Origin of the sequence: Longimycelium tulufanense (assembly GCF_014645795.1) — a bacterium.
Classification (GTDB): domain Bacteria; phylum Actinomycetota; class Actinomycetes; order Mycobacteriales; family Pseudonocardiaceae; genus Longimycelium; species Longimycelium tulufanense.
On the sequence record NZ_BMMK01000007.1, the window covers coordinates 75,754 to 97,418 of the forward strand.

General features: G+C 69.9%; 14 protein-coding genes. 1 reads left to right on the forward strand and 13 read right to left on the reverse strand.

What is annotated here, in order from left to right; translation table 11 throughout:
• Positions 1-36 precede the first annotated feature (36 nt).
• The 12 genes from IEY55_RS09745 to IEY55_RS09800 all read right to left on the reverse strand — a co-directional run bounded on the left by IEY55_RS09745 (position 37) and on the right by IEY55_RS09800 (position 17,685).
• The gene (locus IEY55_RS09745) at positions 37-1,428 is read right to left on the reverse strand and encodes an aldehyde dehydrogenase family protein (RefSeq protein WP_189056250.1); all 1,392 of its coding nucleotides are present in this window, start codon (positions 1,426-1,428) and stop codon (positions 37-39) included.
• Complete coding sequence (locus IEY55_RS09750; protein WP_189056252.1) at positions 1,425-6,083, reverse strand: non-ribosomal peptide synthetase; 4,659 nt, start codon at positions 6,081-6,083, stop codon at positions 1,425-1,427. Before IEY55_RS09750 ends, IEY55_RS09745 begins: the two co-directional genes overlap by 4 nt.
• Before the next feature lie 46 nt (positions 6,084-6,129).
• Positions 6,130-6,693 carry a phosphopantetheine-binding protein gene (locus IEY55_RS09755; RefSeq protein ID WP_189056254.1) on the reverse strand — a complete coding sequence of 188 codons (564 nt, stop codon included), beginning with the start codon at positions 6,691-6,693 and terminating at the stop codon, positions 6,130-6,132.
• Positions 6,633-8,678: an AMP-binding protein gene (locus IEY55_RS09760; protein WP_189056256.1), complete on the reverse strand. Its 2,046-nt coding sequence runs from the start codon at positions 8,676-8,678 to the stop codon at positions 6,633-6,635. The genes IEY55_RS09755 and IEY55_RS09760 overlap by 61 nt, the downstream gene beginning before the upstream one ends.
• Positions 8,679-8,777: 99 nt before the next feature.
• Positions 8,778-9,548: a thioesterase II family protein gene (locus tag IEY55_RS09765; protein ID WP_189056257.1), complete on the reverse strand. Its 771-nt coding sequence runs from the start codon at positions 9,546-9,548 to the stop codon at positions 8,778-8,780.
• 41 nt (positions 9,549-9,589) lie between these two features.
• Complete coding sequence (locus IEY55_RS09770) at positions 9,590-10,948, reverse strand: lysine N(6)-hydroxylase/L-ornithine N(5)-oxygenase family protein (RefSeq protein ID WP_189056259.1); 1,359 nt, start codon at positions 10,946-10,948, stop codon at positions 9,590-9,592.
• Positions 10,945-11,154, reverse strand: coding sequence for an MbtH family protein (locus IEY55_RS09775; RefSeq protein WP_189056261.1), 210 nt, complete (start codon positions 11,152-11,154; stop codon positions 10,945-10,947). Before IEY55_RS09775 ends, IEY55_RS09770 begins: the two co-directional genes overlap by 4 nt.
• A 57-nt stretch (positions 11,155-11,211) precedes the next feature.
• A complete protein-coding gene (locus tag IEY55_RS09780) occupies positions 11,212-11,451 on the reverse strand; it encodes a phosphopantetheine-binding protein (RefSeq protein WP_189056263.1) in 240 nt (79 codons plus the stop codon).
• 11 nt (positions 11,452-11,462) lie between these two features.
• Positions 11,463-13,109, reverse strand: coding sequence for a (2,3-dihydroxybenzoyl)adenylate synthase (locus IEY55_RS09785; protein WP_189056265.1), 1,647 nt, complete (start codon positions 13,107-13,109; stop codon positions 11,463-11,465).
• 30 nt (positions 13,110-13,139) lie between these two features.
• Positions 13,140-14,330 carry an isochorismate synthase gene (locus IEY55_RS09790; protein WP_189056435.1) on the reverse strand — a complete coding sequence of 397 codons (1,191 nt, stop codon included), beginning with the start codon at positions 14,328-14,330 and terminating at the stop codon, positions 13,140-13,142.
• 427 nt (positions 14,331-14,757) lie between these two features.
• Positions 14,758-15,822 (reverse strand): 3-deoxy-7-phosphoheptulonate synthase, encoded by a 1,065-nt coding sequence (locus IEY55_RS09795; protein ID WP_229686222.1) that lies wholly within the window; start codon positions 15,820-15,822, stop codon positions 14,758-14,760.
• Positions 15,823-16,209: 387 nt separating this feature from the next.
• The gene (locus IEY55_RS09800) at positions 16,210-17,685 is read right to left on the reverse strand and encodes an MFS transporter (RefSeq protein WP_189056269.1); all 1,476 of its coding nucleotides are present in this window, start codon (positions 17,683-17,685) and stop codon (positions 16,210-16,212) included.
• Positions 17,686-17,827: 142 nt separating this feature from the next.
• Between IEY55_RS09800 and IEY55_RS09805 the strand changes: the two genes are divergently transcribed.
• Positions 17,828-18,517: a TetR/AcrR family transcriptional regulator gene (locus tag IEY55_RS09805; protein ID WP_189056271.1), complete on the forward strand. Its 690-nt coding sequence runs from the start codon at positions 17,828-17,830 to the stop codon at positions 18,515-18,517.
• A 1,877-nt stretch (positions 18,518-20,394) separates the two neighbouring features.
• Here the strand turns inward: IEY55_RS09805 and IEY55_RS09815 are convergent.
• Positions 20,395-21,651 (reverse strand): aspartate aminotransferase family protein, encoded by a 1,257-nt coding sequence (locus tag IEY55_RS09815; protein ID WP_189056273.1) that lies wholly within the window; start codon positions 21,649-21,651, stop codon positions 20,395-20,397.
• Positions 21,652-21,665: the final 14 nt, after the last annotated feature.

Genomic DNA, 21,665 nt, shown 5'->3' on the forward strand with positions numbered 1-21,665 from the left:
GTCGGTGCGTACGGACAGCGGTGCCGGATCGTGCTGTCACTGCGGAACCTTTTCCCAGTGCCGTCCAAAGATCAGCCGTTCGTCTGGGATGGACGGGGGGATGGGTCGGGAAATGGTGGTGTAGTTGAGAAAGTGCCGCCAGGTGATGTTGCCGGCCACGCTGCAGCCGCCCCAGGTGCCGCTGGAGAGCGTGGTGGTGAAGGGCACCCCGGCCGCGAAGCTGCCGGTGTTGGTCATGGTGGACTGGTTGACCACGACACGGCAGGTGGTGACGTGGGCAGCCAGCAGGCAGACCCGGTCGGGCCGGGTGGTGTGGATGCCGCAGCTGTGGCCGCGGCCGCAGCGGTCGGACCACAGCCGCACCAGTCGTACGGCCTCGTCGAACTCGGTGTAGGTGGCCATCGTCAGCAGCGGCGAGATCTTCTCCCCCAGGACGGCGCGGTCCGTCTCGGGGTCGGCGCAGGCCAGCACCAGCACGTTGACCTTGTCGGGGGTGTCCACGGCGATGCGCGCCGCGATCGCCAGGTCCGCGGCTCCTCGGCCGATCCAGTCCCGGTTCAGCGTGCGCCCGTCGGGCCAGAGCAGGGCTTGCAGCCGCGCGGTCTCCTCGGCGCTGCACAGGTGCGCGCCCCGGCGGCGGAGCTCGCCGCAGAACTGCTCGGCCACCGACTCCTGCACGAGCACGTTGCTCTCCGAGGAGCACGAGGTGCCGTTGTTGAAGCCGGCTCCGCTGTGAATCTTGTCGGCGGCATCGGCCACGTCGGCGGTCTCGTCCACGATGACGGTGGGGTTGCCAACTCCGGCGCCGATGGCGGGGGTGCCACTGGAGTAGGCGCGGCGCACCGTGCCGGCGCCCCCGACCGCGACCACCAGGTCCGCGGCACGCATCAGGGTCTCGACCGCCTCCCGGCCGGGGACCTCCAGGCACTGCAGGAGATCCGGTGGCGCGCCCACTTTCGCCAGGGCAGCGCGCATCAGGTCGACCGTTGTCATGGCGGTGCGGTGCGCGCGGGGGTTGGGGCTGAAGATCGCGGCGTTGCGCGTCTTGAGCATGGGCAGGGCGTTGCAGATGATGCCCGGGCTGGGTGCGGTTGCCGGGCTGGCGACCGCGATCACTCCCACGGGTTTGGCGATCCGCTGGATGCCCAGTGCGGGGCTGTTCTCGACGACGCCGACGGTGACCACGTCGTGCAGGTCGCGCAGCACCCCCAGAATCCGTCTGCGTTGCAGGAGGAACAGGTCCTCGGGATTGCCCAGGGCGGTCTCGGCGTGGCCGAGTTGGGCGAGATGACGCGCGTTGTCCTCGCGGTAGCACTGCCAGCCCACCGCGGCCACCATCTCGTCCACATCGCGTTGTGACCAGGTCGCGACTTCGGCGTGGGCTGCGCGGGCACGGCGGAGCGACTGCTGAACAGATTCGCTGATCACGGGTTCTCCCCTGTCGTGTTCGCGCACGGTGCGGGGTGGCGGGAGTCGGGCCGCGCTCCGGCGGCGTAGGCCGTGAGGGCGCGTAGCGCCTGTAGCCAGCCGTCGGCGATCGCGACGACGGTGTGGGGGTCGAACAGCGACTCCGGCCACGTCCACCGCACCGCGAGCACTGGCCCGTCGGCGTGGTGGCGAACGTGGGCCTTGATGCGCAGGCTGTTCGGGTGGGCGGGCTCCTGTTCCAGGACGTCGCTGAGGTCCTCGGCCTCCGGGGCGAGCTGGAACTCGGTGTCGGTGGTCTCACCGGTGGTGAACCGTCCGACGTAGTCGAACTCCAGGTGGGGCGCGGGCAGGGTGGCCAGCACCGGGGCGGTCGTGGGATTGAGGTACCGCAACAACCCGTAGCCGATGCCGTGGTCCGGCACGGTCCGCAGCGTCTCCCGGACGCGCTTGACCGCCTCGGCGATCTCGCCCCCACCGGCTGCGGCACCGGCCCAGTCGATCGGTCCGATTTCGAGCCGGACCGGATAGGCGGTGGTGAACCAGCCCACGGTGCGGGCGAGGTCGGCCGAGGCGAGCAGCTGCTGTTCGCGGCCGTGTCCCTGGACCGTGACGATCACGGCGTCCCCGGCCCCGGGGTGGGCGTCCCGGTGTCGCCCGCCGGCCACGGCCATCGCCAAGGCTGCCAACAGGAGTTCGTGGGTCGTGGCGTCCAGGGCCTGCGGCACGGTCGTCAGCAGTGGCTCGGTGTGGTCGGTGGGCAGCGTTCGGCTGATCTGCCGTGTGCTGCCTGTGGCGTCCCGTGCGGTGCCGGGGGCCCGGGTTGCCGGCACCGCGCCCTCCCCCAGTGCCGCGGTCCATGTCTCGAGCTCGGCCATCCGCTGTGGGGAGCGGGCGTGGTCCTGCAGTGCCTGGGCCCACCGGCGGAAGGAGGTCGGCACCGGTTCCAGTGCGGGGCGGGCACCCCGTGCGGCGGCGCGGCAGGCGGCCGCCAGGTCGCCCAGCAGGATCCGCCAGGACACGCCGTCCACCGCGAGGTGGTGCGCGGTGACGAGCAGCCGACCCGCTGCCCCGTGGTCGACGTCGAGGTGAACCGCCTGCAGGGTCACCCCGGTGGTCGGATCCAGCCGGTTCGTTGCGGCGCGGACGTGCGTGCGGAGGACCTCGGGCCAGGCGTGTCCGGGGTGCTCGGCCAGGTCGACGTGGTGCACGAGGTCGCTGACGCGGATGGCTTCGGTGGGCACGACCTCGAGCACCCAGTCCTGCCGTGCCGGTGACCATGTGAGCCGGCTGCGCAGCATGTCGTGTCGGTCCACCACGGCCTGCACGGCGGCCACGACGTGTTCCCAGGTCGTTCCCTCGGGCGGGAGGAGCAGGAGGGACTGGGCGTAGGCGTCGTCGGGTGAGCCGGCCTCGCACAGTCGCCGCATCATCGGGGTGAGCGGCACCTCGCCGACCCCGTCGTCGGTGGCGGTGGCCGTCTGGTCGGCGCGGTCCGCCCGGCTGGCGGCGACGGCGAGCTCGCCGATCGAGGCTCGTTCGAAGACGTCCCGGGGGGAGATCGCCAGTCCGGCCTGGCGCGCGCGGCCGGCCAGCTGGATGGAGATGATGCTGTCGCCGCCGAGTTCGAAGAAGTTGTCGTCGATGCCGACCTCGCGCACCCCCAGCAGGTCGGCGACGATCCCGCACAGCTCCTTCTCGGCCCGGGTGCGCGGTGCCCGCGAGCCGGCGCGGGCGGCGTGGTCCGGGGTGGGCAGCGCGCTACGGTCCAGCTTGCCGTGCGAGGTCAGGGGCAACGCGGGCAGCACCACGTAGGCGGTGGGCACCATGTGTTCCGGCAACGTGGCGGCCGCGAACTCCCGCAGCTGCGCGGGTTCCACCTGCGCCCCGGGTGTGGCCACGACGTAGCAGACCAGCCTGCGCACGCCGGGCCGGTCCTCCCGGACCACCACCGCGACCTGGGAGAGCTCGGGGTGACGACCCATGGCGGACTCGACCTCGCCGAGCTCGATCCGGTAGCCCCGGATCTTCACCTGGTCGTCGGCGCGGCCGCCGAACTCCAGCTGCCCGTCGGGGGTCCAGCGCACCACGTCGCCGGTCCGGTACATCCGCGATCCCGGCTCGCCAAACGGGTCGGCGACGAAGCGTCCCGCCGTCATTCCCGGGCGGTGCAGGTAGCCGCGGGCAAGGCCGCGGCCGGCGATGTAGAGCTCACCGGAGACCCCGACCGGTACCGGGTTGAGGTGGGTGTCGAGCACGTAGACCCGGGTGTTGCCGATCGGGGTGCCGATCACCGGTCGGGGGCTGTCCCCGACGGCGGCCACCACCGCGTCCACGGTGCATTCGGTGGGCCCGTAGAAGTTGGCGGCCCGGGTGCCCTCCAGCTCGCGCAGCTCCTGCCACTGCGACTCCGGGACGGCTTCGCCACCCACCCCGAGCCCGGCCAGCGGGCAGCGGCGGCCCCGCACCAGGCCGGCCAGGGACAGTTGGCCGTACATCGACGGTGAGACCTCGATGAAGTCGATGCCGCGCTCGGCCAGCAGGGCCACCTGCTGTGCGGGGTCGCGTCGGGTGTCCTCGCCGAGCACGTCCACCTGGTGTCCGGCGAACAACGCCACGAGGGGCTGCCAGGAGGCGTCGAAGGAGAAGGACCAGCCATGGCCGACGCGCAGCCGGCGTCCCAGTGCGGTGGCGGCCGGGCCGTAGACCGTGTCGCGGTGGTTGGTGAACAGGTTGACGACGTTGCTGTGGGTGGTGACCACGCCTTTGGGGTCTCCGGTGGACCCCGAGGTGTAGATGACGTAGGCCGGATGCTGCGGCAGCAGGGGGTGCAACCGGTCGGTGTCGGTGGGGTCGGTCTCAGGCATCCCGTCGAGCTCGACGGCCAGCTCACTGCTGTCCAGTGCCACGGTGCGCACCGCGTGCGCGGTGGGCTCGGGGAGCCTGGCGAGGGTGTCCCCCGTGCTGATGAGCAGTTTCGGCCGGGCGTCGGCGATCATGTAGTCGATGCGGCGGGCGGGATAGGCCGGATCGATCGGGACGTAGGCCCCTCCGGCCTTCTGCACCGCCAGCAACGCCACGACGATGTCCAGCGAGCGTGGCAGCGCCAGGGCGACCAGGTCCTCGGGCCCGATTCCCTGCCCGATCAACCAATGCGCCAGTCGGTTGGCCCTGGCGTCGAGTTCGGTGAAGCTGAGCTCGGTGCCCTCGAAGGCCAGTGCTGGGGCGTCGGGGGCGGCGGCCACCTGCTCGGCGAACAGCGCCGGCAACGTCTGCGGTCGCACCGGCATCGCCGTGTCGTTCCAGTCCCGCAGGATGGTCTGCCGCTCCTGCTCTTCGAGCACGTCCACCTGGCCAACCGGCTGGCCGGGTTGTGCCAGCAGCACGTGCAGCAGCCGCCGGAACCGTTCGCTGATTCTCGTCGTGGCCGCACGGTCGAGCAGATCGGGCTGGTACTCGAAGGTCAGCTGCAACCGGCCGTGCACCATCACCGCCATCACGGTCAGCGGGTAGTGCGTGGCGTCCCGGTTGGCCAGTCCCTGCACCTGCAGGCGCTCGGCCGTCTGTGTCCGTTCCAGACTGGCCGAAACCATCGGGGCGTTCTCGAAGACGATCAGCGTGTCGAACAGCTCGCCCATCCCCGCCAGGCGCTGCACGTCGGTGAGCTTGATGTGGTGGTACGGCAGCAGGCGGGCCTGGTCGTCCTGCATCCGCCGCAGCAGGTCGGCCAGCGGCTCGGCAGGGCGCAGCCGGACCCGCACCGGGAGGGTGTTGATGAACAGGCCGACCATGCTCTCGACCCCGGCCAGCTCGGAGGGGCGGCCTGACACCGAGGCGCCGAACACGACGTCCTGCCGGCCGGTCAGCCGCGCGAGCAGCACCGCCCAGAGCCCCTGCACGACGGTGTTGAGCGTCAGCCGCTGCTGACGTGCCCGGTCGACGAGCCGGCCGGTGAGGTCCTGGTCCAGCTCGACGGTCACGGTCTCGGGCAGTTGCGGTGCGCGGCGGCGGGTCGAGCCCACCAGCAGGGTCGGTTCGGTGAGCCCCTGCATCGCCGTGCGCCAGGCGGCCTCAGCCGGGTCCGGCTCCTGCGTGGCCAGCCAGGCGAGGTAGTCGCGGTACGGCCGCACCGGGGCCAGCCCGTCGGCCCGTCCGTCCTGCGCGTACATCGCGAACAGCTCGCGCACGAGCAGCGGGATCGACCAGCCGTCCAGCAGGATGTGGTGGCTGTGCAGGACCAGCCGGTGTTCGGCGTTGTCCAGGCGGGCGAGCAGGAACCGCAGCAGGGGCGGCTCGGTGAGGTCGAACCGGACCCGGCGGTCGGCCCGCAGCAGGCGGTCCAGTTCCTCCTCCCGGCGGCCCGCCGCCACCTCGGTGAGGTCCACCTCGTGCCAGGGCAGGTCGACCGTGCGTGGGATGACCTGGACCGGGTGCGGCACGCCCTCGGTCCAGAACGCCGCACGCAGGTTGGCGTGCCGTTGCAGGAGGTTGGCGGCGGCCGATCGCAGCGCGGCGGTGTCCAGCGGACCGTGCAGCGCGAGGATGAGCTGCATGGTGTAGACGTCGGCCGCCTGCTCGTCGTACAACGCTTGGAACAGGAAGCTTTCCTGCAGCGGCGACAGCGGTAGTACATCCTCGATGCCTGGCCGTTCGGCCATGGTCTCTTCCCCACTTCTCCTCGTGGCCGGTGGGCGTGCGGGGCGCCTAGAGCTGTGAGGTGATCTCGTCGAGGGACAGGCCCTCGACCTCCAGGTAGATCTCGGCGACCTGCTCGAGCCGTTCGTGGTCGGGCTCCTGGGCGAGCAGGTCGGCGGCCAGCGCCTGCGTCGTCGGGTAGGCGAAGATCGACCGCAGGGTCACCTCGGGAAAGTCCAGCGCTTCGCGCAGCGCGGTGACGATCTTGGTCGCCTGCAACGAATCCCCGCCGAGGGCGAAGAAGTCGTCGTGCAGTCCGACCCTCTCGACCCCCAGCACGTCCCGCCACACCCCGGCGATGACCTTCTGCAGCGCCGTGGTCGGGGCGGCGAACTCGCCGTCGCGGGAGGACTCATCGGGTGCGGGCAGGGCGCGCCGGTCCACCTTCCCGTTGGCGGTCAGCGGGAACTGGTCGAGGATCTGCAGGGAGGCCGGCACCATGTGCTCGGGCAGTCGGGTCCGCAGGAAGTCCACCACCTCCTGGGCACAGGGCTGCTGTCCCGGCTGCGGGGTCAGGTATCCGGCCAGGCCGCAATAGCCGGTGCCGTCCGGCCGCGGGAGGGGCACGACCACTGCGGCGGCAACCCCGGGATGCTGGGCCAGGGCGGACTCGACCTCACCCAGTTCGATGCGTTGACCATGCCGTCGTGCTTGAGCATGGCTCCCTTGGGTTCACCGGTGGAGCCGGAGGTGAACAGCACGTAGGCCAGGTCGTCGGGTTGCTGCAGCACGGGCGGCGGGTCGCTGCTCAGCGTGCTGTCCACCTCGGTGTCGACGCACAGAAGCTGCCGTCCGTGCGACCACTCCGACCCTGCGGCGAGCGCGGACTGGGTCAGCACCAGCGCGGTGCCGGCGCGCTCGAGGATGCGACGGATCCGCGGGGCCGGCTGGGTCGGGTCGATCGGGAGGTAGGGGGCGCCGGCGAACAACACGCCGTAGGCGGCCACGATCTGTTCCCAGCCCTTGTCCATGACGATGGCCACGGGGTGGTTGGGCTGGGCTCCCCGGGCGCGCAGCCAGTGCGCCACCCGGTGGGCTTCGGCGTGCAGCTCCGCATAGGACAGGCTGCGTCCGCTGCTGATCACCGCGGTGTCGGCCGGTCGCCGCCGGGCCTGGTCCAGGAACAGGTCCTGGACCAGGATGCCGGGTAGGGGCTGGTCCGGCCCGCTGACCCCGGCCCGGGCGGTGGGGGTGCCCGAGGTGGTCCCGAGGTCCACGGCCGACCAGCTGTCCTCGTCGGCCTCCAACAGCTGCAGCAGCGTGTGGAACGCCTCGAACATGGTGTCCATCAGTCCGGGTGGGAAGACCTCGTCGACGGCGTCCCAGTTGACGAACAGCGCACCGTCGTGCTCGTCGATCTGGACGTCGAGGAAGACCTGCGGCGTCTGGGAGATGGTGTAGATCTCCTCCAACTGGCCGCCGAGCAGCGGCTTGTCGCCACCACGCAGCCCGATGGTGCTGGTCAGCACGACCGGCATCAGGGCGCGGTCGGCGCCGCCCTGGACGCGGGCCAGCTCGCGCAGCAGCCGGACACCGCTGACGTACTGGTGGGTCAGGTCGTGCCAGATCTGGCGCTGGATCCGGCGGGCCCGCTCGGCGAAGCTGTCCCGCCCCCGGTTGTCCACCTCCAGCAGGGTGAAGGAGGCGAACTCGCCGAGGATGCGGTCGGCCTGCGGATGCAGCGGTAGGCGGTTCATCCGCGGCACGTTGATGCAGAAGTGCGAGCCGCGGCTGAAGACGCCGAGGACCTCGGCGAAGGCCGCGAGAGCCAGCCCGGTGGGGGTGAGTCCGGCCTTGGCGGCACGGGCCTTGAGCCGGGACCACCGGGATGCCTCGAGCCGGACGCGGCGACCCACGAAACGTGGGTGCGTGATCGTGGCGGGATCCTGGGCCCTCGGGAGCTGTGGCGCCGGGGGCAACGTCGGCAGCCGCCGCACCCAGTAGTCCTCGGACTGCTGGTACAGCTCGGTGTCACGGAGCCGGGTCTCGGCCAGCACGTAGTCCCGGAAGGTCGCCTCCAGCTCCGGCAGCGGCACTGCTGGGTCGAGGTAGTAGCGGGACAGGTCGGCCAGCAGCAGTTTCCAGCTCAAATAGTCCAGAATCAGCGCGTCGAAGCTGATGTGTGCCCGCACCCGGGTGTCGGTCAACCGGCACAGGGCGATGGTGAACAAGGGCCACCGGTCGGCCGGGACGACCTCGTGGGACAGTCGGGCACGAATCTCCTCGACGCGGCGACGTACCGTGTCTTCATCGGCCTTCCTCAGATCGACGACCTCGATGGGCACCGGGGGAACTTCGGGCAAAACCCGTTGCTCCAGGCGCTCGACATCGATCACGACGCGCAGCACGTCGTGGCGTTCCACCAGGCGCTGCCAGGCCGCGACGAACCGGGGAATGTCGAGCTCACCTTCGAACTCGTAGTAGGCATGGGTGGAGACGTTGCCCAGCTCGAACAGGTCGGTACGGCCCAGGAGGTAGGCGTGTTGGGTGTCGGTGAGCGGGAAGGGGTCGAACCGCTCGTCCTGATTCGGCACCAACACGGGCAGGTCGTTGCTCACGCCAGGTTGCCTTTCGCTTGCTGCACCACGGGATGGGTGACGACTACTGTTCGATCAGTGCGGGGGTGGGTTTGCCTGCCCCCTCGGCACGGGCTCGAGCTAGGGCGCGAGCAGGTCCGCGAGGGTTGCGAGGACCTCGGCTCGGTGGGGCACCAGATAGAAGTGGTCTCCGGGGAACCGGTGGAGCCGGAACCGTCCCCGGGTGACCTCGGCCCACGCGTGCATGTCGTCCTCGTCGATCGCGTGGTCCTGGACCCCCAGGCAGGCGGTGACATCCATCTGCAGGGGCCGGCACGGCCCTGGCCGGTAGCTCTCGATCAGCCGGTAGTCGTTGCGGACCGCGGGAAGGATCAGCGACCGCACGTCCTGCTGCTCGAGCAGGTCGACGTTGTGCGCGCCGAGTCGCTTCAGGGTGGCCACCAGACCGTCATCGTCTTTGCGGTGGGTCATCTTCTCGGTGGGAATGACCGGCTGCCGGTGCGGTGCCATGCGTCCGGAGACCACGAGGTGACGCACGAGCCCGGGCCGGCGCGCCTCCAGCCGGCGGGCCACCTCGTAGGCCACCGAGGAACCCATGCTGTGTCCGAAGAACACCAGCGGCACCGTCCGGTGTGGTTCGAGCTCACCGGCGATGGTGCCGGCCAGCGCGGACATGGTGTCGACGAAGGGCTCGCGCAGCCGGCTTTCCCGCCCCGGATACTGGATGACCCACAGCTCGACCGTGGGTGGGAGCAGTGCCGGCCACTCCCGGAAGAAGCTGGCTCCCCCACCGGCGTGCGGAAAACACACCAGTCGTCGCCGAACCGGTTGCCGTGCTCCGTGGGCCACGATCCACCGGCTGGATCCCAGCACGGCCGTCGACAGCGTCATCGTCTCGCACCGTCCCCCAGTTGAACCTGACATGCGCGCGGTCACCGTCCCGCGCTGAGCACCTGCCGTTCTTCGTCCCGCTGGCCGGTCCGCGCCGCGGCCTCGGCGGAGGCGGCCAGGGACTGCACCAGCTCGCCGACCCGCACCGCCGTGTTGGACAGCAGGGTCGAGCTGATGCCGTGGGTGTGTTCGGTCGGACCCTGCAGGTAGATCCCGGCCCGCACCGACCCGGTGGTCTCCACCCGGTAGTCCCGGCTCACCCGAACCCGTCCGTGATCGTCGGTGCGGCAGTAGCCGGCCATCGTGCCGAGCACGTCGAGCCCGGCCGGCCGGTAGCCGGTCGCATAGATCACGTAGTCGGCGTCGATCACGCTCAGCTCGCCGCGCGGCAGGAACTCCACTGTGGCCCGGACCGCGGAACCGTTCACCTGCAGATCGACGATCTGGGACAGGTTCAGCACGGTCAGGCGTTGTTCACCGCGCACCTTCTCCTGGTAGACCCGACGGTACAGTTCGTCGATCAGTTCAAGGTCCACCACCGAGTAGTTGGTGTTGCGGTGGTGACTCATGATCATCTGCTTGACGTCGTCGGGGGCGTCGAAGAACTGGTCGACCGCCTCGGGGTCGAAGATGCGGTTGACGAACGCACTGTCGTCGGCGGGGGCGTAGCCGAACCGCGAGAACACCGCGTAGACGGTGCTGTCGGGGAAGCGGCGGTGCAGGTACTCCACCGTCTCGGCGGCGCTCTGGCCCGCTCCGACGACCAGGAAGCTGCGGGGCGGTGCGTCCGGCAGGGACTGCAGCCGGTGGAGCAGTTCTTCGTTGTGCCACACGCGGTTCCCCGGTGTCACGCCGGGGGGAAGGTGCGGCTGCAGGCCCCGGGCCAGCACGATGTTGCGGGTGCGCCGCACCAGGACGGCGTCGGGGTCGTCCACCGGCCGGGACTCGACGTCGAACAGCACGATGTCGCCGTCGCGTTCCACCGGTCGGATGTCGACCACCTCGCAGCCATACTCCACCATCGGGTCGAAGCTGGTGGCCACCCACTCCAGGTAGTCGTGGAACTCCACCCTGGACGGATACAGGGTCTTGTGGTTGATGAAGTCGGCCAGCCGCCCGTGGTGCCGCAGGTAGGCCAGGAAGCTGAACGGGCTGGTGGGGTTGCGCATGGTGACGAGATCCTTGAGAAAGGACACCTGCATCGTCGCATCGTCGATCAGCATGCCCCGGTGCCATCCGAAGCGGCGTTGCTTTTCGGCGAACAGGCCACGCAACGCCTGGCGCGACCCCACCTGGGCGTTGTGCTCCTCCAGGGCGACCGCGAGCGCGAGGTTGGACGGCCCGAAACCGATGCCGACAACGTCGTACACGCCAGGCTCGTCCACGCGTGCTGCACTCATGCTCGTCGTCCCTCGGTCAGGAGTTGGGGTCGCATGGTGGTCCAGGTGGTGTCGACGTAGTCCACGGCGGCCTGCCGGGATGCGGGGCCGAACACGGTCCACCATCCCTCGGGTACGTCGACGAACACCGGCCACGGCGAGTGCTGTCCTTCGTGGTTCACCAGAACCAGGTAGCGGGCGTCGTCGTCGGCGAACGGATTGGTCACGGTTGTCTCCAGTCGACACGTCAGGTGGGCTGTCCGGGAGTGTGCTGCCGCCCGGTGTCAGGACACGCCCAGCAACGTCGCCCAGCTGCGTAGCGTGGGGTGCTCGGCCAGCTCGACGAAGGTGACCTCGATGCCGTGGTGCCTCCACTGCTCGACGAGGCTCATCATGCGGATCGAGTCCAGCCCTGCCTCCAGCAGGTTGTCGTCCTCGGCCAGGCTCGTGCTCGGCTGGTTCAGGATCTCGGCGACCGCGCCGCGTAGGCTCTCCCACGTCAGGCTGTCGTGACTGTCGGGCATCGGTGTTGGTCCTATCGTGCGTCCTGGTGCTGTGGGCTGGCGTTCTGCGTGTCTGTCGGAATGTCCTGGCGGACGGCTGCTCTGAGGTCGTTCTTGCTGACCTTGCCCACCCCGGTCTTGGGCAGGGCCTCGACGATCTCCACGCGGTCGGGCACCTTGAAGGCGGCCAGGCCGCGTTGCCGGACGAAGCGCAGGAGCTCGGCGGGGGTGGGGGCCGGTCCGCGGGGCACGATGAAGGCGCAGGACCGCTCCCCCAGGTATTCGTCGGGGATGGCCACCACGGCGGCCTCGGCGACCGCCGGGTGGGCCAAGAGGTGGTTTTCCACTTCCTGGGCCGGGATCTTGTCGCCACCCCGGTTGATCTGGTCCTTGGCCCGTCCCTCGACCACCAGGTAGCCCTCGGGGGTGAGCCGGACGATGTCGCCGGTGCGGTAGAAGCCGTCGGTGGTGAACGCGGTTACGTTGTGCTGCTCGGCCTTGTAGTAGCCGCGGATGGTGTAGGGCCCGCGGGCCAGCAGGTGTCCGGGCGTGCCCGGCGCGACCGGTTGGTCGGCGTCGTCGACGATGCGGATCTCGTCGTCCGGGGACACCGGTCGGCCCTGGGTGGCCAGCCGGAGCTCGTCGGGGTCGTCCAGGCGCGTGTAGCACAGCAGTCCCTCGGCCATGCCGAAAACCTGTTGCAGGGTGCAGCCGAAGGTGGGTTCGATGCGCTGCGCCAGGCTGGTCGACAGTGTCGCCCCGCCCACCTGGAGGATCTTTAGGCTGGACAGGTCGTGGCCGCTGGCGGCCGCGGCCCCCAGCCACACCCCGGCCAGCGGCGGCACCGCGGCGGTGATCGTCACCTGTTCGGCGTGGATGAGGGGCAAGACGGTGTCGGGTGCGGGCCGGCGGGCGAGCACGACCTTGCCACCGGCGTCGAGTGTGCCCAGGATCCCCGGTGAGGACAGGGGAAAGTTGTGTGCCACCGGCAACGCGGCCAGGTAGGTGCTGTGTGGTCCGAGCCGGCAGACCTGGGCGCTGGCCCGCACGTTGTAGAGGTAGTCGTCGTGGGTGCGGGGGATGAGCTTGGGCAGTCCGGTGCTGCCGCCGGACAGCAACAGCAGGGCGACGTCGCCGGGTGCGGGGCCGGGCGCCGTCCCAGGGGGGCGACGCAGCTCCTCCAGGGCGGTGAACCGATCGGGTTCGCCGCACACGATGACGTGGCGAAGACTGGGCACCGCCGCGGTGACCTCGGCGGCCAGGGTTCGGTAGTCGAAACCCAGGTCGGTGTCGGCGATGACATAGGCACTGGCCGCGCTGTGCTCGCAGAAGTACCGGATCTCGCTGCTGCGGTGGGACGGCAGTGCGAGCACCGGCACGGCACCGAGCCGGAACAGGGCGAAGAGGACCTCCAGAAACGCCGCGATGTTGGGCAGCTGGACGACGACCCGGTCGCGTGGGAGCACGCCCAACTCGCGGAAACCGGCGACCAGACCGTCCACCCGTGCATCGAACTCGCCGTAGCTGAGGCGGTGCTCGTCATCGACCACGGCGATGCGCTCGGTGACCGTGACGGCGCGCTCGCGCAGCATGTCACCGAGGGTCTGTCCCGACCAGTAGCCGGCCTGCCGGTAGCGGGCCGCGAACTCCGCGGGCCACGCGGTGCATCCGAACAGCATGTGTTGACCTCTTTTGCGGGTGGGTGTCGGCTACAGCTCCTGGTGGACGCCCATGGCCCGAAGCAGGGTCCGCAGCTTGGCCGAGGTCTCGGCGACCTCGGCGGCGGGATCGGAGTCGCCGACGATCCCGCCCCCGGCGAACAGGCGCAGCTCGTGGTCGCCCACCTCCGCGCACCGGATCGTGACCACCCACTCCCCGTCTCCGGTGGCGTCGCACCATCCGAGCGTTCCGGCGTAGAACCCACGGTCGAAGGGCTCCAGCTCACCGATGGTGGCCCGGGCACGATCGGTGGGGGTCCCGCACACCGCCGGTGTCGGATGTAGTGCGCGTGCCAGATCCACCGCGGCGATGTCGGCATCGGCGACCTGTCCGGTGATCACGGTGGACAGGTGCCACATCGTGGCGGTGCAGACGAGCGAGGGGTGGCTGGGCACCCGGAGGTCACGCAGCAGTGGCCGGAGGTTCTCCACCACCGCCTCGACCACGACGGTGTGCTCGCGGCGGTCCTTGGCCGAGGCCAGCAACGCTTCGGCGCGGCGGCGGTCCTCGGCGGGGTCGGGGCTGCGCGCGGCCGAACCGGCCAGTGGGTTGGTCATCACCGTGGTGCCTGAGCGGGACAGCAGAAGCTCCGGGCTTGCCCCCACCAGGGTGCGGGTGCCGGCCGTGCTGGGGAGTGCGGCGGCGAAGGTGTAGCAGCGGGGGTCACGAGCGGCCAGGTTGCGCAGGATGCGGCGCACGCGACCGCCCAGGGGTTGCGCGGTGGTCAGCCGGATCACGCGCGCGAGAACCACCTTGTCGATCGCGCCGGAGCGGATCTGTTGGACTGCCTGGGCAACGGCGTGTTGGTGCGCTGCGGCGTCGGGGATGGTCTCGGTGTTCCACTGCGGGATTCCGATGCCCTGGTCGGGTTCGTCGCTTCGCGCGGGGAGCGGGCCGCCACGGTGCACGGTGTGGGGGACGACGAGTTCGGCAGGACGGTAGGTGTCGAAGGGCAGCGCGCCGACCGCGATCGCCGGTTGCGTGGCGGGATCGTCGGAGGTGTCCACCGCGGCGCGCAGTTGCTCACCGAAGGGGGCGGAACCGTCCTGCAGGGACACGGTGGCACGCCGGCCCCGGCAGAGCAGGGTGCCCTTCGGGGAAGCCAGGAAGAAGTCGTCGTGCTGGTAGGCGGCGAGCAGGTCATCCGCGTGGGTCGCGGCGGCTGTGGGTTGCGTGATCATGTCGTTGCGCACCAGGCATCTCCGGTTGCCTCGGAGGGTCACTCCGATCGCGGCATGAAAAGAGTGACGTTCGTGTCGTGGATCGGGCTCGTCCGTCGCCGGTGACCGACCACCGGGTCCGTTGCGGTATCACGGAACACTCCCAGCCGTGCCGGGAGGCGCGTGTTATGTGCGGGACATCAGTGGGGTCAACTCCCCCGGCTCCGCACCGTGTGACATGCCGCCATCCAACACCCCCAGTTTTCCGCCGATCTTCCGGTCACCAAGAAAGCTTGAGCACACTCGTCAACGACAAAAGCACGCGGGATCGATGTGGCCGATCCGAGGGTCCGCAGATTGATGACGCCTCGAGCATTCGGCCCGTCGGACAACCACCAAATGCAATCTCTGGGCCACAACACCTCCGGACCACTGTGCCGCGTCGGCCTCAGGTACTGGCGCTGCCAACCACGTCCAGGTGGCCGGTGGCGTTGGCGGCGAGGGACTCGCGGCGCGCCCGGGTGGCCTCGGCCAGCTGCCACAACGCCTCGACCGTGGTCTCCCAGCCCAGGCACGGGTCGGTGACGCTTTGTCCGAACACCAGCGGTGAGCCGAGGTCGGGGTCCTGTCGTCCCGGGCGCAGGAAGCTTTCCAGCAGGACACCGCGGATGCCCCACGCCCCGGCCGCGACCTGGTCGGCGATCTCGCCGGCGACCAGGCGTTGCCGCTCGTGGTCCTTGCCGCTGTTGCCGTGGCTGGCATCGACCACGACCCGTTCGGCCAGCCCGGCCGCGCGCAGGGCGGAGAGGGCTTCGGCCACCTTGGGGGCGGTGTGGTTGGGACCCGCGATCCCGCCCCGCAGCACCACGTGGCAGTGCGGGTTCCCGCTGGTGCGCAGCAGGGTGAGGGTGCCGTCCCGACCGGTGCCGGCGTAGCCGTGACCGGCCGCGGCCACCCGGACGGCGTCGATGGCGGGGCCGACCGATCCGGTGGTGGTGTTCTTCATTCCCACCGGCATCGGCAGCCCGCTGGCCAGCTGCCGGTGTACCTGGCTTTCCACGGTCCTGGCGCCGATGGCTCCCCAGGTCACCAGGTCGGCGAAGTACTCGGCCAGGGCCGGGTTGAGCCACTCGCAGGCCAGCGGCAGGCCCAACGTGGTGATGTCGAGCATGATCTTGCGGGCCAGGGCCAGCCCGTCGCCGAGCCGGAAGGTGCCGTCCAGGCCCGGGTCGGTGGCCAGGCCCGGCCAGCCCAGTGCCGAGCGCGGTTTCTCGACGTAGGCGCGCATGACGACGAGCAAATCGTCGGCCAGTTCCTCGGCCATGCCCCGCAGCCGCAACGCGTAGGCGAGGGCGGCGTCGGCGTCGTGGATGGAGCACGGGCCGACCACCGCCAGCAGCCGGTCGTCGAGGCCGGTGAGCACCCTGGTGACGGCGTGCCGGGCGTGCAGGACCGTCCGGGCCAGTGGCCCGGACACGGCGAGCTGGTCAGCAAGGCTGGTGGCCGAGGGCACCGCGGAAACGGTGACGCGCCCACCCGTACAGTTGTTCGGCGATTTGCCGTGAAGGAAGCTGTTTCCTGCTTCCCTGAACAAAGTCGTGCCCCCTCTTCGACCAGTTGTCCACATTGGTGGCTCGCACCATGGTCGGGGCAACGCTAGCAACGGCCCACTCGCCGATCAACATTCTGTCAGGTTTGGTTGACACCACCTGCGACTATCTCAACTTACATGTAAGAAAAATCTTTCAGAAATGTGTTATTAGTGCGATGTCGACTGCTGTACGCATTCGGTCGAGCCCGAAGTCGTTGCCTGTTCAGCTGTCTGTTGGGCGTCCGGCGGGATCGTGCGGTTGCCGCGATCGAGGTTCTCGCACACGGGCACCGTAGGAAGTCGTGCTGTCTAGCGCAGGGTTTCGGCGGCCGGGTCCGCGACCGGCTCGGGAGTGGGGGCGTTTGCGGGCGCCGCGCCCTTGCGTCCGGGCAGGATGAGTGCGACGAGGGCGGCGACGAGCACGATGCAGGCTCCGGTCAGCAGCGAGGTGGCGTAGCCGGCGTTGAGCGCCTCCACCGTGCTGGCGCCCTGCGGCAGCAGGGCGGCGGTGTGGCTGGCTCCGACGCTCACCGTGATGGCCAGGCCGAGGGAGCCGCCGATCTGGGTCGCGCTGTTGAACACACCGGAGGCCATGCCGGCTTCGTGCGGGGCAACACTGCTGGTGGCCGCGTTGGCCAGGGCGACATAGGCCGCGCCCAGCCCGAGACTGGTGACCAGGGAGGGCCCCAGGACGGTGCCGAGAAAGTCGCCGGAGACGCTAATCTTGCTGAACCAGAACAACCCGAGCGCGCCCACGGCCAACCCGGTGGCGGCCAGGGGCCGCGGCCCGGTGCGGTCCAGCACCCGGCTGCCGGCCAACGAGCTGAGGGTGAACCCGAGGCTGAAGGGCAGGAAGGCCAGTCCGGTCACGGCGGCCCCGAAGTGCAGGACCTGTTGCAGATACAGGGAAACGAAGTAGAAGCCGGCGAACTGGCCACAGGCCAGCAGCAGCATCGTCAGGTTGGACCCGCTCGCTGCCCTGGTGGTGAACAGCCCCAACCGCACCAGGGGTTGGGCGGCGATGCGGCTTTCCACCATCACGAAGCCGGCCAGCAGCGCGATCGCCAGCAGGAAGGTCAGCAGGGTGCCCGGTGCGGTCCAGGAGCCGCCGTCGGTGCTGACCACCGCGAAGACCAGGGTCGCCATGCCGGCGGTGACCAGGAGGGCGCCCAGGACGTCCAGGCGGACCCGGTGTTCGGGCCGGCCGCCGGGCACCTCCTTGCCGGCCACCATCGCGGCGATCATGACCGGAACGTTGATCAGCAGCACCGACCGCCAGTTCAGGTACTCGGTGAGCACGCCGCCGACCAGCACCCCCGCGGCGCCACCGGCGGCACCGGCGGCACTCCACAGGCCCAGTGCACGGGCGCGCAGGTGCCCGACGGGAAAGGTGGCGGTGAGGATGGTCAGGGCCACCGGGGCGAGGATCGCCGCGCCCAGGCCCTGGACGGCTCGAGCCGACACCAGCTCCCAGTCGGTCTGGGCCAGGCCGCCGGCCAGGCTGGCCGCCCCGAACAGACCCAGCCCCCACCACAGCATCCGGCGCCGGCCGTAGAGGTCGGCGGTCCGGCCACCCAGGAGCAGGAAGCCGCCGAACACGATGACGTAGGCGTTGACCACCCACTGCAGGCCGGACTCGGTGAACCCCAGCGCCGCGCGGATGGCGGGCAACGCCACGACCACCACCGAGGTGTCCAGCGTGACGATGAACTGGACGGTCACCACCACGGCCAGCACCCAACCCAGCCGGACCGGGGGGTTGGCGACCGTATTCTTGTCCCGCATCGTTGTCCGTTCCCTGCCGGTCGTCGCGAGGTGATGGAGGGTTCCACCGGGCATTTACCTTACGTGTAATAGATAGCGCCGGCTCAAGCACGGGCCGGCTGTGACCTGGCACACTGGCCGGCAACGAGGAGCGAGAGCCCTGATGAAGACATCGAGCGGCCGGGCGAAGGGACGCCCACCCCGGCTGTCCAAAGAGGACATCGTCGCCGCGGCGCGCGACATCATCGCCGACGAGGGTGCGGAGCAGCTGACGATGCGGCGGCTGGCCAGGGAGATCGGCTGTACCGCGATGGCGTTGTACCACCACTTCCAGAGCAAGGACGACCTGCTGCTGCATGTGCTGGAGGATGTTGCCGCGAGGCTGCCGCATCCGGTGCTGCCGGCCGATCCCCGGGAGCGTCTGGTCCTGGTCTGTGGCCTGATGCGCCAGGCGTTCGTGGAGAACCCGTGGGTGGTGCCGCTGGTGGCCCGTGGTGAGATGGTTGCTCCGTCGGCTGTGTGGATGACCGAGGAGATCATTGCCGCGCTGGTCGGGTGTGGCTTGAGCGTGGAGCAGGCGTTCGACGTCAACCAGACGATCTGGTACTACACCGCCGGTCAGGTTGCCGCTGCGGTGCGGCAGGCGGGCGAGGCGGGCCAGAAACCCGCTGGCCCGCACTATTTGGAGACGATCGTGGCCGAGCAGGGTGAGCAACGCAGTGCCGAGACGATGCCCTACCTGAGCAGGCTTGCCGGAGTCTGGCGGGACTTGGAGGCGGGCTACAGCTATCAGCGGGGCCTGCACCACATTCTCGACGGTGCTCTCGATCCCGACAGCCATCCTGCTCGATAGTCTGCACGCCACGGGACTGACGGCGTCGGGCGGGCATGCCTGTCATGGCTCGCTGGTCTGTCGAGTCGTTGTCCACGATGGTCGCCCTTTCCGGCACCAATCCTCCACACAGGACTGTGTGATCACCTGCCGTGGCGTGCCGCTGAAGGATTTGGACCCAGCGTTGTCCCACCGGATGTCCACGTACTCGTGCCCAACATCACGGTGGGCACACCGGTGCTGGTGTTCAGGCCGAGAACATCCTTGGCCTGAACACCAGGTGGGACTACCGCGGGGACACGGTCCTCGACATGTCTAGGGAGACGGCCCACCGGGCAGTGCGTGTCTGGCGCAGGGGTGCGGGCCGTGAGAAGGTAGTCGTCGATCGTCGCCCGTGCGCACGGGCTGCCGTAGAAGCTGATGGTGTCCTCGCCCAGGGCGGCTCGGATGGCATCCATGTCGTGTGCCTGGCTGACGGTGTCCAGGTCGTCGAGGACGCTGCCGGTGTTCTCCCGGCAGCTCTTGCCCAGCCGTTCGACTGCTGTGTTGAGTTGCTCCAGTTCGGCCTGGCTGGAGGGGTAGACGAAGGGGATGCACCGCCTCGGCGAGGTCCCGTGCGCAGCGCACCGGCTGACTGCGTGCCGTGCCCCGGGTGTCGAAGCCGATGATGTCGAACCGTTCGCGGAGTGTGGAGGAGAAGTACGGGTCGGCGGTGAAGGCGAAGTCGACGCCGGAGATGCCGGGGCCTCCGGGGTTGAGGAACAGGGAACCGATGCGTTGGTGGGGGTGCTTGGCTTAAAGACGGGCGAGGGTGAGCGTGACCGTGGCACCGTCGGGATGCGTCCAGTCGAGGGGAACCTCGACCGTGCCGCAGTCGAACTCCGCCCGTTCCGGGCATGGCTACCACGAGATCGACCCTGCTGGCGCTGTGGTGGGCCGACCGGTTCTGGCCGGAGTGGCGGCAGCGGGTATCGCGGTCCCCAGGACCGTCAGGACTGACATGGCCAGGGCAGCACATCCCGATAAGAGATATCTTCTCATCAAAATCCCATGCTGGTGGCGTCGTCGGTACGCCGTGACATCACAGGAAATGAGGCAGCGGCGTACTCGTTCGGGAACACCGCGCGGCACTCAGCGTTCAACGATGGAAAACCGCTTCGGGCCGGTGCGGCGGAAAAGCGTCACCCGCCCTGAGGCGAAGGATGGTGGTGCCGCCCCGGCAGGTGGTGTCGGCGTCGAGCCTGGGGTGGCGGTGGGACGACACCCACCGGGCACGGCTGACACCGCGAGAGGTGGGATTTTTGCTTTACATCGCGCTCTTCTTCGCGCGGAGCAGGCGTGCACGAGGTCGTGGTGTCCGCACTGTCGTCGATCCCCCTGAGGAAAGTTCTGATCGTCAGTGCGCGTGGCTACGGCAGGACGAGTGGCCGTGGTGGGTTGGCGATCTTCGTTCCCCGGCCAGCCGAGAGCACCCCAGTCACGACGAGACAGAAACCTTACGCGTACAAGCGTAGGGCTGGGGCGGCGTGATCACCGAGGAACTATCAACATGACGTCCTGGGTCTTGCTCGGTGTTTTCCGCGCGACCGGCCCGTGCGTTGTCATGGCCGCGTCGGCGGCAGGTCGGTGTCCGTGCCACCGGATATGTGCCTGCCGGGCCGAAGGGACGTTGTCTCGTGGGGTGGCGGGTCGCGTTCGCGTACCCCGATGCGTGTGGAACGCGTGGTTCGCCACCACGTTGGTGACTAGCGCAGGACCCCGCGAGCGTTTCGGGACACATGAGCGTAAGCAAGGGCGCCAGGGAACGCACCGGCGTCGGCCCCGCTTCCCGCGGGCGGGACCGACGCCGGTGCGGTTGCCCTGTCCGGTGTCGCCTGGGGAGGCGGCTTAACCGTGGCTCAGCCGAGGTCGACCGTGGCGACGGCGTCGGCCCACAGGGCCAGGGCTTCGTCGATCTGGTCGACGTTGACGACCAGCGGCGGGATCATGCGCACCACCTGGCCGTGTGCCCCACAGGTGAGCAGCAGCAGCCCCCGTTCGCAGGCCGCCTGCTGGGCGCGTTGCGCCCGCTGCGGGTCGGGCTCGCCCTCGGGTGTGGAGAACTCGTTGCCCACCATCAGGCCCAGGCCGCGCACGTCGCCGACCATCGGGTGGTCGGCGGCGACCTTGCGCAGCCCGTTCTGCAGGCGCTGGCCCATCTCGGCGGCGTTGTCGACCAGGCCCTCGTCCTGGATCACCTCAAGGGTGGCCAGGGCGGCCGCGCACGCCACCGCGTTGCCGCCGTAGGTGCCGCCTTGCGAGCCGGGCCAGGCCCGGCGCATCAGCTCGGTGGGCGCGGCGATGGCCGAGAGGGGGAATCCGCTGGCCAGCCCTTTGGCGGTGATGAGCACGTCGGGGCGGACGTCGAAGTGCTCGTGCCCCCAGAACCGGCCGGTGCGGCCGAACCCGGTCTGCACCTCGTCGACGACGAGCAGGACGTCGTGGCGGTCGGCGCGCTCGCGCAGCCCGGCCAGGAACTCCGGGGTGGCCGGGATGTAGCCGCCCTCGCCGAGCATCGGCTCGACCACGAAGGCGGCGGTGTCGGCCGGTGGGCAGATGGTGGCCAGCACGTAGTCCAGCTCGCGCAGCGCGAACCGGGTGGCCTCGGCCTCGTCCCAGCCGTAGCGGTAGGCCTGCGGGAAGGGGGCCACGGCCACGCCGGGCATCAGCGGGCCGATGCCGGCGCGGAACTTGGGTCCGGCCGTGGTCAGGGCGGCCGCACCCATGGTGCGGCCGTGGAAGGAGCCGTGGAAGACGACGATGTTCTGCCGGCCGGTGGCGTGACGGGCCAGCCGGATGGCCGCCTCCACGGCCTCGCTGCCGGAGTTGACGTAGAACAGGCTGTCCAGGGTCGCGGGCAGGACCTCGCCGAGCCGCTCGCTCAGGCGCAGCAGCGGCCGGTGGAGCACGGTCGTGTACTGGGCGTGGATGAGGGTGGCGACCTGCTCCTGGGCGGCGCGCACGACGCGCGGGTGGCAGTGGCCGGTGCTGGTGACCCCGATCCCGGCGGTGAAGTCCAGGTAGCGGCGGCCGGCCTCGTCGTAGAGGTAGACCCCCTCGCCCCGGCTGGCCAGCACCGGGGTGGCCTGCTTGAGCACCGGTGACAGGTGTGACATGAGGCCCTCCCGCA

Coding starts and splice junctions, on each gene's coding strand:
- IEY55_RS09750 (WP_189056252.1), bottom strand. CDS start 6,083: ATGGCCGAACGGCCAGGCATCGAGGATGTACTACCGCTGTCGCCGCTG.
- IEY55_RS09765 (WP_189056257.1), bottom strand. CDS start 9,548: ATGACGCTGTCGACGGCCGTGCTGGGATCCAGCCGGTGGATCGTGGCC.
- IEY55_RS09770 (WP_189056259.1), bottom strand. CDS start 10,948: ATGAGTGCAGCACGCGTGGACGAGCCTGGCGTGTACGACGTTGTCGGC.
- IEY55_RS09780 (WP_189056263.1), bottom strand. CDS start 11,451: ATGCCCGACAGTCACGACAGCCTGACGTGGGAGAGCCTACGCGGCGCG.
- IEY55_RS09785 (WP_189056265.1), bottom strand. CDS start 13,109: ATGCTGTTCGGATGCACCGCGTGGCCCGCGGAGTTCGCGGCCCGCTAC.
- IEY55_RS09790 (WP_189056435.1), bottom strand. CDS start 14,330: ATGATCACGCAACCCACAGCCGCCGCGACCCACGCGGATGACCTGCTC.
- IEY55_RS09800 (WP_189056269.1), bottom strand. CDS start 17,685: ATGCGGGACAAGAATACGGTCGCCAACCCCCCGGTCCGGCTGGGTTGG.
- IEY55_RS09805 (WP_189056271.1), top strand. CDS start 17,828: ATGAAGACATCGAGCGGCCGGGCGAAGGGACGCCCACCCCGGCTGTCC.
- IEY55_RS09815 (WP_189056273.1), bottom strand. CDS start 21,651: ATGTCACACCTGTCACCGGTGCTCAAGCAGGCCACCCCGGTGCTGGCC.